This window comes from Limimaricola variabilis (assembly GCF_014195545.1).
Classification (GTDB): Bacteria; Pseudomonadota; Alphaproteobacteria; order Rhodobacterales; family Rhodobacteraceae; genus Limimaricola; species Limimaricola variabilis.
This window is the reverse complement of sequence record NZ_JACIBX010000006.1, coordinates 55,032-68,008: the sequence shown is the minus strand read 5'-3', so window position 1 is coordinate 68,008 and position 12,977 is coordinate 55,032. Positions and strand designations below refer to the sequence as shown.

9 protein-coding genes are annotated in these 12,977 nt (G+C 68.4%); all 9 read left to right on the top strand.

Features of this window, described 5'->3' with window-relative positions; all coding sequences use genetic code 11:
* Positions 1 to 266 precede the first annotated feature (266 nt).
* The 9 genes from FHS00_RS09425 to FHS00_RS09385 all read left to right on the top strand — a co-directional run bounded on the left by FHS00_RS09425 (position 267) and on the right by FHS00_RS09385 (position 12,927).
* Entirely contained in the window at positions 267 to 3,734 is a 3,468-nt protein-coding gene (locus FHS00_RS09425) for an indolepyruvate ferredoxin oxidoreductase family protein (RefSeq protein WP_183472187.1), read from the top strand.
* 10 nt (positions 3,735 to 3,744) lie between these two features.
* Positions 3,745 to 4,908, top strand: coding sequence for an isovaleryl-CoA dehydrogenase (locus tag FHS00_RS09420; protein ID WP_183472185.1), 1,164 nt, complete (start codon positions 3,745 to 3,747; stop codon positions 4,906 to 4,908).
* Positions 4,908 to 6,515 carry a carboxyl transferase domain-containing protein gene (locus FHS00_RS09415; RefSeq protein ID WP_183472183.1) on the top strand — a complete coding sequence of 536 codons (1,608 nt, stop codon included), beginning with the start codon at positions 4,908 to 4,910 and terminating at the stop codon, positions 6,513 to 6,515. The genes FHS00_RS09420 and FHS00_RS09415 overlap by 1 nt, the downstream gene beginning before the upstream one ends.
* A 7-nt stretch (positions 6,516 to 6,522) precedes the next feature.
* Positions 6,523 to 6,930: an ASCH domain-containing protein gene (locus FHS00_RS09410; RefSeq protein ID WP_183472181.1), complete on the top strand. Its 408-nt coding sequence runs from the start codon at positions 6,523 to 6,525 to the stop codon at positions 6,928 to 6,930.
* The gene (locus FHS00_RS09405) at positions 6,930 to 8,918 is read left to right on the top strand and encodes an acetyl/propionyl/methylcrotonyl-CoA carboxylase subunit alpha (protein WP_183472179.1); all 1,989 of its coding nucleotides are present in this window, start codon (positions 6,930 to 6,932) and stop codon (positions 8,916 to 8,918) included. The genes FHS00_RS09410 and FHS00_RS09405 overlap by 1 nt, the downstream gene beginning before the upstream one ends.
* On the top strand, positions 8,911 to 9,762 hold the full coding sequence (locus FHS00_RS09400; RefSeq protein ID WP_183472178.1) for a hydroxymethylglutaryl-CoA lyase: 852 nt from the start codon (positions 8,911 to 8,913) through the stop codon (positions 9,760 to 9,762). Before FHS00_RS09405 ends, FHS00_RS09400 begins: the two co-directional genes overlap by 8 nt.
* Positions 9,759 to 10,535, top strand: coding sequence for a crotonase/enoyl-CoA hydratase family protein (locus FHS00_RS09395; protein ID WP_183472177.1), 777 nt, complete (start codon positions 9,759 to 9,761; stop codon positions 10,533 to 10,535). Before FHS00_RS09400 ends, FHS00_RS09395 begins: the two co-directional genes overlap by 4 nt.
* Positions 10,536 to 10,597: 62 nt before the next feature.
* Positions 10,598 to 11,068, top strand: a complete 471-nt coding sequence (locus FHS00_RS09390) for an Lrp/AsnC family transcriptional regulator (RefSeq protein ID WP_183472176.1) — start codon at positions 10,598 to 10,600, stop codon at positions 11,066 to 11,068.
* A 68-nt stretch (positions 11,069 to 11,136) separates the two neighbouring features.
* Entirely contained in the window at positions 11,137 to 12,927 is a 1,791-nt protein-coding gene (locus FHS00_RS09385; protein WP_183472175.1) for a glycoside hydrolase family 15 protein, read from the top strand.
* Positions 12,928 to 12,977: the final 50 nt, after the last annotated feature.

Below are 12,977 nucleotides of genomic sequence, written 5' to 3'. Positions count from 1 at the left end.
CGCGTCTGCATTTCCCGTTTTTCCATCAAACAGGCCGTTTGGCTTGAAGCGGAAGGCACCGAGCCGCGTCTGTGATCACCGGCAGGATCTATGCCGCCGAAGGATGCCTAAAGAGGATCCAAGGCCCTCTTGGTGACATGGTTCTCTTGGAGCGTCTGATTGGGTGACGGTGTCACGCCATTTTGCACAACCTCTTGAAAAAACGGTGACCGTGTTTCGCCGAAGCGGCGCTAGACTTTCCCTGTCATAAGCCAGGGGAGGGGCGCATGACCGCGCTAATGTCGCTCGACGACAAATACACGGCCGAAACCGGTCATGTCTTCATCACCGGAATCCAGGCGCTGGTGCGCCTGCCGATGACCCAGATGCGGCGCGACCGCGCCGCGGGGCTGAACACCGGCACCTTCATCTCGGGCTATCGCGGCTCACCGCTGGGCGGCTACGACCAGCAGCTGATGGCGGCAAAGAGGCATCTCGACCCGCTCGACATCAAGTTCCAGCCCGGTGTGAACGAGGATCTCGCGGCCACCGCCGTCTGGGGCAGCCAGCAGCTGCACCTGTCGCCCGGCGCCCGCAAGGACGGCGTGCTCGGGATGTGGTACGGCAAGGGCCCCGGCGTCGACCGCTCCGGCGACGTGCTCAAGCATGCCAATGCCGCGGGTACCTCGGCGCAGGGCGGCGTCCTCGCCATCGCCGGGGACGACCATACCTGCAAATCCTCCTCGATCCCGCACCAGTCCGACCACGCCTTCATCTCGGCGCTGATGCCGATGCTCTACCCCAGCTCGGTGCACGAGTTCCTCGAACTCGGGCTGCTGGGCATCGCCATGTCGCGCTATTCGGGCTGCTGGGTCGGCTTCAAGGTGATCTCCGAGACGGTCGAGACCTCCACCGTGATCGATCTCGGCCAGGAGCGGCGGCAGTTCCTCCGGCCGACCGATTTCGAGATGCCCGAGGGTGGGCTCAACCTGCGCTGGCCCGATCCGCCGCTGGTGCAGGACGAGCGGCTGCAGGAGCACAAGGGTTTCGCCGCGCTGGCCTTTGCCCGCGCCAACCGCGTCGATCAGGTGACGATCGACACGCCCGATGCCCGCTTCGGCATCGTCGCTTCCGGCAAGGCCTATGAGGACGTGCGCCAGGCGCTGGCCGAGATGGGGCTGGGGCCGGAGGAATGGAAGGCGATCGGCCTGCGTCTCTACAAGGTGCGCATGCCCTGGCCGCTGGAGCCCGAGGGCATCCGGCACTTCTCCGAAGGCCTCGATGAGGTGCTGATCGTCGAGGAGCGCCGCGAGATCATCGAGAACCAGATCAAGCAGCAGCTCTTCAACTGGCGCGCCGACGTGCGGCCCCGCATCATCGGCAAGCATGACGAGAAGGACCGGCCCTTCCTGTCGCTGAGCCAAGGCCTCACCGTGGGTTCGGTCGGCCGCGCCATCGCTGACCGGCTCTTGCATATCGACCTGCCCGAGGGGCTGCACGACCGCATCGAGGCCGAGCTGCGCCGGCTCGAGGCGGGCCATGCGCGCGGTGCCGCGCATGAGGCGCCGATCACCCGGCTGCCGCATTACTGCCCGGGCTGTCCGCACAACACCTCGACCAAGGTGCCCGAAGGCTCCAAGGCGATGGCCGGGATCGGCTGTCACTACATGGTGCAGTGGATGGACCGGAATACCGAGACCTTCACCCATATGGGCGCCGAAGGGGTGCCCTGGACTTCGATCGGCCTGTTCACCGACGAGAAGCACCGCTTCGTGAACCTCGGCGACGGCACCTTCTTCCATTCGGGCCATCTCGCGATCCGCCAGTCGGTCGCGGCAAAGGCCAATATCACCTACAAGATCCTCTACAACGACGCCGTCGCCATGACCGGCGGCCAGAAGGTCGACGGCCCGCTTTCGCCTGAGCAGGTGACGCACCAGGTCGCGCATGAGAACGTGGCCAAGATCGTGCTGCTCTCGGACCATCCCGAGAATTACGACCGCGTCGACCTCGCCCCCGGCACGGAGATCCGCCACCGCGACGATGTCGACGCGGTGATGAAGGAGCTGCGCGAGATCGAGGGCGTCACGGTCATGGTCTATGTCCAGACCTGCGCCGCCGAACTGCGTCGTCGCCGCAAGCGCGGCAAGGCCCTGGACCCGGACATGCGCGTGCATATCGATCCGGCGGTCTGCGAAGGCTGCGGCGATTGCTCGGTGCAGTCGAACTGCATCGCGGTCGAGCCGCTGGAAACCGAGCTGGGCCGCAAGCGCCAGATCAACCAGTCGGCCTGCAACAAGGACTTCTCCTGCCTCAAGGGCTTCTGCCCCAGTTTCGTCACCGTGCGCGGCGGCAAGCTGCACAAGCGCCCGGCCGCCGACGGCCCCGACGTCTCGGGCCTGCCCGAGCCGACGCTGCCCGAAATTACCCGCCCGTGGAACATCGCCGTCACCGGCGTCGGCGGCACCGGCGTGCTGACCATCGGTGCGCTTCTGGGCGTGGCGGCGCATATGGAGGGTCTGTCGCCGATGATCCTCGACATGGCCGGTCTCGCGCAGAAGGGCGGGGCGGTGCTGAGCCATATCCGCATCTCGACGCATGAACGTCCCGCGACGGCGCCGCGTATCGCGACCGGCACCGCCGACCTGCTGCTCGCCGCGGACAGCGTCGTGGCCGCGTCGAAGGACGGCATCACGCTATGCGACGCGGAGCGGACCCATGCAGTGATGAGCACCAAGCTATCGCCCACCTCCGACTTCGTGCGCCAGCGCGACTTCGACTTCCGCTCGGCGGGCGTCATGCGCGCGGTGGAGAAGACGGTGCGCTCCTCGGAGCACTTCCACGATTTTGCCCATGTCGCGCGCGAGCTGTGCGGCGACGAGATCGCGGTCAACATCATGATGCTGGGCTATGCCTGGCAGCAGGGCTTCATCCCGGTGGGTCGCGAGGCGATTGCCGAGGCCGTGCGCCTCAACGGCGTGGCGGTGCAGTCCAACCTCGATGCCTTCGACTGGGGCCGCGTCATGGCGGCGGACCCGGCGCGGGTGATCCGCGAGATGGGCGAGACCGATGAGCCGCCGCATCTGCCGCAGGCGCAGATGTCGCTCGACCAGCTCGTGGCGCATCGCACCGGCCACCTGACCGATTACCAGGACGCGAAGCTGGCACGGCGCTACACCGACCGCGTGGCGCAGGTCCGCGCGGGGGTGGAGGGCCATGCGCAGGCCGACAAGATCGCCCGCGCGGTGGCGCAGAACTACGCCAAGCTGCTCGCCTACAAGGACGAGTACGAGGTGGCGCGGCTCTTCACCCGGCCCGAGTTCTCCGAAAACCTCAGGAAGCAGTTCGACGGCGACTACAAGATCGCCTTCAACCTCGCGCCGCCGATGTTGCCCGGCGTGGATGCCGAGGGTCGGCCGAAGAAGCGCGAGTTCGGGCCGTGGATCCTCAAGGCGTTCGGTTTTCTGGCGCAGGGCAAGCGGTTACGCGGCACGGCGCTTGACGTCTTTGGCCGTACCGAAGAGCGTAGGCGCGAGAGGGCGCTGATCCGCGCCTACGAGGAGGACATGGATCTGGCGCTCGCGCGATTGGGAGAAGGGCGCGACGCTGAGATCCTCAAGCTTCTGGAGCTGCCGGACCAGATCCGTGGCTTCGGGCCGGTGAAACTCGCGGCGATGGAGCAGGCGGCGCCGATGCGCGACGCGCTGCGCGCCGCGATCATGAATGACACGCCGCAACAAGTCGCGGCGGAATAGGGAGGTAGAGATGTTCGATCACGCGATGAGGTTCGATCTGGGTGAAGACGGCGACAGCCTGCGCGAGACGGTGCATCGCTGGGCGCAGGAGCGGGTGAAGCCCCGGGCCGCCGAGATCGACGCATCCAACCTGTTTCCCGCCGACCTGTGGCGCGAGATGGGCGATATCGGACTTCTGGGCATCACCGTTCCCGAGGAGTATGGCGGCGCGAACATGGGCTACCTGGCCCATGTCGTCGCGGTCGAGGAGATCGCCCGCGCCTCGGCCAGTGTCGCGCTGAGCTACGGCGCGCATTCCAACCTCTGCGTCAACCAGATCGTGCTGAACGGCAACGAGGCGCAGAAGCAGAAGTACCTGCCCAAGCTGGTTTCGGGCGAGCATGTCGGCGCGCTGGCCATGTCCGAGGCGGGTGCGGGCTCCGACGTGGTGTCGATGAGCCTGCGCGCCGATCGCATCGACGGCGGCTATCGGCTCAACGGCACCAAGTACTGGATCACCAACGGCCCCGATGCCGAGACGCTGGTCGTCTATGCCAAGACCGACCCCGAGGCGGGCTCCAAGGGCATCACCGCCTTCATCATCGAACGCGGCATGAAGGGCTTCTCGACCTCCGAGCATTTCGACAAGCTCGGCATGCGCGGCTCCAACACCGCCGAGCTGGTGTTCGAGAATGTGGAAGTGCCCGACGAGAACGTTCTGGGCCAGGTCGGCGGCGGCGTGCGCGTGCTGATGTCGGGCCTCGACTACGAGCGCGTTGTGCTGTCGGGCATCGGCACCGGCATCATGGCCGCCTGCCTCGACGAGATCATGCCCTACCTTGCCGAGCGCAAGCAGTTCGGCAAGCCGATCGGGGATTTCCAGCTGATGCAGGGCAAGATCGCCGACATCTACACCAAGCTCGGCTCGGCCCGCGCCTATGTCTATGCCGTGGCCCGCGCCTGCGACGAGGGCCGCGTGACCCGTGCCGACGCCGCTGCCTGCGTGCTCTATGCCTCCGAAGAGGCGATGGTGGTCGCGCATCAGGCGGTGCAGGCGATGGGCGGCACCGGCTTCATGAATGAAAGCGCGGTGAGCCGGATCTTCCGCGACGCCAAGCTGATGGAGATCGGCGCCGGCACCTCCGAGATCCGCCGCATGCTGATCGGGCGCGAGCTGATGGCGAAGGTGCGCTGATGGCGGTGCTGCGTTCGGCACTGTCGCCCTCCTCGGAAGCCTTCGGAGAAAACCGGACCGCGCAGCATGCCGCGCTCGAAACCGTGCGCGAGGCCGTCGAGGCCGCGCGCGCGGGCGGCGGCGCGAAGGCCCGCGACCGGCACGTTTCGCGCGGCAAGCTGCTGCCGCGCGACCGCGTGACCCGGTTGCTCGATCCGGGCAGCCCGTTTCTGGAGATCGGCGCCACGGCGGCGCATGGCCTCTATGACGGCGCGGCGCCGGGCGCCGGCATGATCGCCGGCATCGGCCGGGTCGAGGGGCAGGAGGTCATGGTGGTATGCAACGACGCCACCGTGAAGGGCGGCACCTATTACCCAATGACCGTCAAGAAACACCTGCGCGCGCAGGAGATTGCCGAGCAGAACCACCTGCCTTGCGTCTACCTCGTCGACTCGGGCGGCGCGAACCTGCCCAACCAGGACGAGGTGTTCCCCGATCGCGATCATTTCGGCCGGATCTTCTACAACCAGGCCCGGATGAGCGGGAAGGGCATCCCGCAGATCGCCGTTGTGATGGGTTCCTGCACCGCGGGCGGCGCCTATGTCCCCGCCATGTCGGACGTGACCATCATCGTGAAGGAGCAGGGCACCATCTTCCTCGCCGGCCCGCCGCTGGTGAAGGCCGCGACCGGCGAGGTCGTCTCGGCCGAGGATCTCGGCGGCGGCGACGTGCATACGCGGCTGTCGGGCGTGGCCGACTACCTCGCCGACAACGACGCCCATGCGCTGGCGCTGGCGCGTCAGGCGGTGGCCGGGCTCAACCGTCGCAAGCCCGACAGCGTGGTGCTGCGCGCCGTCGAAGAACCGCTCTACGACCCCGAGGAGATCCTCGGCGTCGTCCCGGCCGATCCGCGCAAGCCCTACGACATCCGCGAGCTTCTGGCCCGCGTGCTCGACGGCTCGCGCCTCGACGAGTTCAAGCCGCGCTACGGCGAGACGCTGGTGACGGGTTTCGGGCACATCATGGGCATGCCGGTGGGGATCATCGCCAATAACGGCGTGCTGTTCTCCGAGGCCGCGCTCAAGGGCGCGCATTTCGTCGAGCTGTGCTCGCAGCGGCGCATCCCGCTGGTGTTCCTGCAGAACATCACCGGCTTCATGGTCGGTCGCAAATACGAGGCGGGCGGCATCGCCAAGGACGGCGCCAAGCTGGTGACGGCCGTGGCCTCCACCGAGGTGCCCAAGGTCACCATGATCGTCGGCGGCTCCTACGGGGCCGGCAATTACGGCATGTGCGGCCGCGCTTATTCACCGCGGTTCCTGTGGACCTGGCCCGCGAGCCGGATCGGCGTGATGGGCGGCGAGCAGGCGGCGGGCGTCATGGCACAGGTGCGCGGCGAGGCGCTGGCACGTCAGGGCAAGCCCTGGACCGAGGAAGAGGAGTGGGCCTTCAAGCAACCCTTGCGCGACACTTTCGAAGAACAGGCGCATCCGCTCTATGCCTCGGCCCGGCTTTGGGATGACGGCATCGTCGATCCGCGCAAGACCCGCGAAGTGCTCGCGCTCTCCCTCTCTGCCGCGTTGAACGCGCCCATTCCCGACACGCGCTTCGGCGTGTTCCGGATGTGAGGCGGCAATGGTGACGATGGAGGAATTGAAGGCTCGGGACCCGGATCTCGTGAGCTTCCGCTTCGGTGACGGCCCTGAGCTTTCCGCCGAGCTGATCGCATTGGTTCGCTCCGGCGCCAAGACGGGGACCTGCAGCGCGCTGCGCGACTTTGACGAGGAGCCGATGCCGGTGGTTGGCCGCCGCGATGTGGCACTGAACTGGGATGGCAGCCCGGCGCTGATGATCGAAACGACCGAGGTTACGCAGCGCCGTTTCTGCGACGTGGACGCCGAGTTCGCCTTGGCCGAGGGCGAGGACGAGACGCTGGAGAGCTGGCGGGAAGGGCACCGCCGCTACTTCGAGCGCAACGGGGGCTGGGACCCCGAAATGATGCTGGTCTGCGAGAGATTCCGGCTGGTGGAGGATTTCGCCTGATGTTCGACAAGATACTGATCGCGAACCGCGGCGAGATTGCCGCACGTGTCATCACGACCGCGCGCCGGATGGGGCTGAAGACCGTCGCCGTGCATTCCGACGCCGATGCCGAGGCGGTGCATGTCCGGCTCGCCGACGAGGCGGTGCGGATCGGCCCGGCGCCGGTGGGCGAAAGCTACCTGCGCGCCGAGGCGATCATCGAGGCCGCGCGCGCAACGGGCGCCCAGGCGATCCATCCGGGCTACGGCTTCCTCTCCGAGAACCCCGATTTCGTCGAGGCGGTCGAGGCGGCCGGGCTGATCTTCGTCGGTCCGCCCGCTGGCGCAATTCGGGCGATGGGCCTGAAGGACGCCGCCAAGAAACGCATGGAAGAGGCCGGCGTGCCGGTCGTGCCGGGCTATCACGGCGAGGGGCAGGACACCGCGATGCTGGCGGCGGAAGCCGAGCGCATCGGCTACCCGGTGCTGATCAAGGCGCGCGCGGGCGGCGGCGGCAAGGGAATGCGCCTCGTCGAGCGGGCCGAGGATTTCGCCGATGCGCTCGAAGGTGCGCGGGCCGAGGGCAAGGCGAGCTTCGGCGACCCCGCCGTGCTGGTCGAGAAATACGTGACCGCGCCCCGCCATGTGGAGATCCAGGTCTTTGCCGACAGTCACGGCAACGTCGTGCATCTGTTCGAGCGCGACTGCTCGCTGCAGCGTCGGCACCAGAAGGTGATCGAGGAGGCTCCCGCGCCGGGCATGCCCGAGCATGTCCGCGCGGCGATGGGGCAGGCTGCGGTCGAAGCCGCGCGCGCGATCGGCTATGTCGGTGCGGGCACGGTGGAGTTCATCGCCGACGGCTCCGAAGGGCTGCGCGAGGACGGGTTCTGGTTCATGGAGATGAACACCCGTCTGCAGGTCGAACACCCCGTGACCGAGGCGATCACCGGGCTCGATCTGGTCGAATGGCAGATCCGGGTCGCGCGCGGCGAGACGCTGCCGCTGTCGCAGGACCAGCTGACGATCGACGGTCACGCCTTCGAGGCGCGGCTCTATGCCGAGGATGCGGAGCGCGGGTTCCTCCCCGCGACCGGGCGGCTGGAGCGGCTGCGCTTTCCCGACGCGTCGAACTTCGAGCTGGGCGCGCTGCGCGTCGATGCCGGCGTCGTCGAAGGCGATGCCATCACCCCGCATTACGACCCGATGATCGCCAAGGTCATTGCCCATGGCGCCACGCGCGAAGAGGCGATGGCGCGGCTCTTGGGCGCGCTGGAGGCCACGCAGGTCGGCGGCACGGTGACCAATCTCGGGTTTCTCGCGGCGCTGCTGCGGCATGAGGGGTTTGCCTCGGGCGAAGTGGATACCGGCTTGATCGGTCGCGATCTCGATGCGCTGACCGCCCGTCCGCCGATGCCTGATCACGTGCCGGTGCTGGCCGCGCTCGCCGCAGCCGGTCTCGACCATCCGCCCGCGGGCGACGATCCCTGGGACGCGCTCAGGGGCTTCCGCCACTGGGGCGCCTCCGAGATCCACGTGACGCTCGAGCGCGAGGGCGAGACGCTCGACGTCGCACTCCTGCGCGACGGGCCGGGAAGCTGGCATCGGGAAGGCACGGAAACCAGCGTTTCACGTGACACCAAGGGCTTGGAGGTGACCGTGGCCGGCCGTCGCTTCCGCGCCGAGGCCGCCAAGCATGGCGCCGCCGTCACCGTGTGGGACGCGGGTCGGGCCTGGGTGTTCACGCTGCCCGATCCGCTGGCCGCCGCCGATGCGGCCGGGGCGGGCGGCAACGCCATCGCCGCGCCGATGCCGGGCCTCGTGAAACGGATGCGCGCCACGGCGGGGCAGACGGTCGAAAAGGGCCAGCCGCTCGCCATCCTCGAGGCGATGAAGATGGAACACACCCTCACCGCGCCGCGCGACGGGGTGGTGGCCGAAATCCTCGCACAGGAGGGATCGCAGGTTTCCGACGGCGACCTGCTGCTGACGCTGGAGCCGGAAGATGAGTGAGCGCGCCGAGATCGTCGAGGTCGGGCCCCGCGACGGGCTGCAGAACGAAAAGCGGATCATTCCCGTCGAGACCAAGATCGCGCTGGTCGACCGGCTCTCGGCCTGCGGCTTCTCCCGCATCGAGGTGACGAGCTTCGTGAACCCCAAACGGGTGCCGCAGATGGCCGATGCGGCCGAGGTATTGGCGGGCATCGCGCGCGACCCCGCCATCCGCTACGCGGCGCTGACTCCGAACCTGCGGGGCTTCGAGGCCGCGCGTGAGGCCAGGGCCGAAGAGGTCGCGGTCTTCGCTTCGGCCTCCGAGGGCTTCAGCCAGGCCAATATCGGCTGCTCCATAGCCGAGAGCATGGAGCGCTTTGCCCCGCTCATGGAGGCTGCGAAAGAGACCGGGCTGCCGGTGCGCGGCTACGTCTCCTGCGTGACCCATTGCCCATATGACGGCAAGGTCGACCCCGAAGCCGTGGCCGATGTGGCAGCGTGGCTGCTGGAGGTGGGCTGCTACGAGATCTCCTTGGGCGAGACGCTGGGCCGGGCGCTGCCCGAGGACACGGACGCAATGCTCGACGCGGTGCTCGCGCGCGTGCCGGCCGAAAAGCTCGCCGGGCATTTCCACGACACGTTGGGCCGCGCGCTCGACAATGTGGAGGTTTGCCTCGAACGCGGGCTTCGCGTCTTCGATGCCAGCATCGGCGGTCTGGGCGGCTGCCCCTTCGCGCCCGGCGCGGCGGGCAACGTCGCGACCGAGGCGCTTGCGCTGATGCTGGAGGATCGCGGCTACGAGACCGGCCTCGACGCGAAGCGGCTGGCCGAGACGGCGGCTTTTGCAAAGGAGCTGCGCGCATGAGCTACGAGACACTAAAGCTGGATGCGGATGGTCGCGGCGTCCTGACGGTCACGCTGAACGCGCCCGAGCGGCGCAACGCGCTTTCGGCGCAGATGATGGACGAGCTGACGGCGCTGGCCTCGGCCGAGGGCGCGCAGGCGCGCGCCGTGGTGCTGCGAGGGGCGGGCGAGGTGTTCTGCGCTGGTGGGGATCTCACCTGGATGCAGGCGCAGATCCGGGCTGACCGCGAGGGGCGGCGCGCCGAGGCGCGGCGTCTGGCCGGGATGCTGGACGCGCTCAACACCATGTCCAGCCCGCTGATCGGCCGGGTGAATGGCGGTGCCTATGGCGGCGGCGTCGGCATGGCCTGCATCTGCGACGTGGTGGTGGCCGCCGACACGACCCGCTTCGGCTTCACCGAGACCAAGCTCGGCATCATCCCGGCGACGATCTCGCCCTATGTCCTCGCGCGGATGGGCGAAGGCCGGGCGCGACAGGTGTTCATGTCGGCGAGGATCTTCGGCGCGGAGGAGGCCGTGCGGCTTGGCATCGCGACGCGAGCGGTGCCCGAGGCCGATCTCGACGCCGCCGTTGAGGCCGAGGTAGCGCCCTATCTGAAGATCGCCCGCGGGGCTGCGGCGCGGGCCAAGGCGCTGGCCCGCTCGCTCGGTCCGCGCATCGACGAGGCGGTGATCGAGGCCACGATCGACCGTCTGGTCGAGGCATGGGAAAGCCCCGAAGCCGAGGAGGGAATCGCCGCGTTCCTCGAAAAGCGCCCGGCGCGCTGGGCATGAAGGGCGCGCCCATTGACGCCACCCCCGGCGGGCGAGAGGATCGCCGCCGGGGATGGGGCGCAATGGGCGAAACGATCACACTCGACGAGACCGACCGCCGCCTGCTGCGGCTCTTGCAAGCCGAGCCGGATCTGACCTTGCGCGAGGTCGGTGAGCGGCTGGGCCTGTCGCACACGCCCTGCTGGCGCCGTCTGACGCGGATGCGCGAGGCCGGGGTGATCGAAGAGCGGCGACATATCATCGACCCGGTGGCGGCGGGATTCGACATCACCGTGTTCTGCGCGGTGCGGATGAACGGACATTCGCGTGCCCATCTCGAGGAGTTCGAGGCTGCCGTGGTGCGCATCGCCGAAGTGGTGCAGTGCTACACGGTGTCGGGCGATCACGACTACCTGCTGCGGGTGCTGGCACGGTCGATCCGCCATTACGAAAGCACGGTAAAGAACGCGCTGGTCCAATTGCCGCACGTGCTGTCGATCTCCACCTCGGTGACGCTGCGCGAGATCAAGAACACCACCGACGTCCCGCTTTGAGCCGCTGCGACCTCGCGCCGCCGGAACCCTGCTCGCGCGGGTCCGGTTGGGCCGCGAAGGAGCGCCGCATGACCCAGCCAACCCCCGAGACCACCCGGCCCGATGGCGCCGCCGCCGCCAACCAGGTGCCGATCCGCGATCTGGGCGTGATCGGCGATCGCCGTACGGCGGCGGTGATCGACCGCATGGGCCGCATTCTGTGGTACTGCCCCTGCCGCTTCGACGGGCCGAGCCTGCTGGCCGGGCTGCTCGATCCGGCGGGTGGCGACTGGCGGATCGAGATCGACGGCGCCCGCCCCGGGTCGCGACGTTATCTCGACGGCAGCGGCATGCTGGAGACGCGGCTGGAGGTGGCGGAAGGCGAACTGGTGGTGCTCGACTGGATGACGTCCGGTCCGCAGGCCCCCGTGGGGGTGCTGGTGCGAGAATTCGGCGAAGCACCCACGCCGCTGCGCGTGGTGATCGACCCGCACCCCGATTACGGTCGCAAGCCCGCGCGCGTCTCGGCCGACGCCGATGCCGTGACGATCGAAGGGATGACCCTCTACGGTTCGCACCCGCTGCGCGTCGAAGAGGGCAGGGCGGTGATGGAGCTGCCCGCCGGAGAGCGGGGCTGGATGGCGCTGTCGGATGCGCCTCTCACCCGGCCCGATCCGGCCACGCTCGACAACTGGCGCGGCCACACGCTGGGCCATTGGCGCGGACTGGACGAGGCGGTGGATTACGACGGGGTCTTTGCCGAGGAACTCCGGCAGTCGCTGCGTGCGATCCGGCTGTGCACCCACGAGGAGAGCGGTGCCACCGTGGCCGCCGTCACCACCTCGCTGCCCGAGATCGCCGGGGGCGGGCGCAATTGGGACTATCGCTATGTCTGGCTGCGCGACGCCGGCATGATCGTCTCGGCCCTGTTGCGGCTGTGTCAGAAGGACAGCGAGGGCGAGCAGTACCTGAAGTTCATCTGCCGCTGCACCGGCACTTCCGAGAAATACCCGATGGCGGTGTTCACCGACCTCGATTGCGAAACCGCGCCGGGCGAGACCGAGCTGCCCTTCGAGGGCTGGCGCGGCTCGCGCCCCGTGCGGATCGGCAACGGCGCCGCAGACCAGCTCCAGCTCGACGCCTATGCCAACGTGGCGCTGGCGGCCAAGCTGCTCTACCGCGAGGGCCGCTCGGATGGCCGGGCGCATTGGGACGTGGTCTCAGACATCTGCGATTTCCTGGCCGACAACTGGCAGGAGCCCGATCACGGCATCTGGGAGGAGACGCCGCCGAAGCCCTATGTCTCCGGTAAAGTCGTCGCCGCCTGCGCGCTGGAGTCGGCGGCGGACTATGCCGACGAGGCCGAAGCCGCGCGTTGGCGGGCGGCGGCGGGCGAGATCCGCGACTGGGTCGCGCGCAACGGCCTGACCTCGGAGGGCGCCTACGCGGTCTATCCCGGCTCGGAAGAGGTCGACGTCACCGCTGCGCTGTTCCCGGTCTGGGACTACAGCGCCGCCGACACGCCCGAAATGCGCGCCACCATGGCGGCGCTGGAACGGGAGTGGAGCCCGGACGGCAAGCTGTTCCGCCGCCGCCTTGAATGCGCCGACGGGCACGAGGAAGGCGTCTTCGTTACCGCCGGATTCTGGGTCGCGCAGTACTGGGTAATGCGGGGCGAGCTGGAGCGGGCGCGGGCGATCATCGAAGCGGGGATCGCGCAGGCCAACGATCTCGGGCTCTTCGCGGAGGAGGCCGATCCGGCCACCGGCGAAATGCTCGGCAACATCCCGCAGGGCTTTGCCCATGCCGCGCTGATCGGTGCCGTGATCGATCTCAACCGGGCGCTTGAGGCGCAGGCGAAGGAGAAATCGAACGGCTGAGGCTTTCGCGGGTTGTGTCACCGACAGTTGCAACACCAGCCGCGGAGACC

Excerpts from the sequence above, each read along its gene's own strand:
- FHS00_RS09410 (WP_183472181.1), top strand. The coding sequence starts at position 6,523 with ATGGTGACGATGGAGGAATTGAAGGCTCGGGACCCGGATCTCGTGAGC.
- FHS00_RS09395 (WP_183472177.1), top strand. The coding sequence starts at position 9,759 with ATGAGCTACGAGACACTAAAGCTGGATGCGGATGGTCGCGGCGTCCTG.
- FHS00_RS09385 (WP_183472175.1), top strand. The coding sequence starts at position 11,137 with ATGACCCAGCCAACCCCCGAGACCACCCGGCCCGATGGCGCCGCCGCC.
- FHS00_RS09405 (WP_183472179.1), top strand. The coding sequence starts at position 6,930 with ATGTTCGACAAGATACTGATCGCGAACCGCGGCGAGATTGCCGCACGT.
- FHS00_RS09420 (WP_183472185.1), top strand. The coding sequence starts at position 3,745 with ATGTTCGATCACGCGATGAGGTTCGATCTGGGTGAAGACGGCGACAGC.
- FHS00_RS09415 (WP_183472183.1), top strand. The coding sequence starts at position 4,908 with ATGGCGGTGCTGCGTTCGGCACTGTCGCCCTCCTCGGAAGCCTTCGGA.
- FHS00_RS09400 (WP_183472178.1), top strand. The coding sequence starts at position 8,911 with ATGAGTGAGCGCGCCGAGATCGTCGAGGTCGGGCCCCGCGACGGGCTG.
- FHS00_RS09425 (WP_183472187.1), top strand. The coding sequence starts at position 267 with ATGACCGCGCTAATGTCGCTCGACGACAAATACACGGCCGAAACCGGT.
- FHS00_RS09390 (WP_183472176.1), top strand. The coding sequence starts at position 10,598 with ATGGGCGAAACGATCACACTCGACGAGACCGACCGCCGCCTGCTGCGG.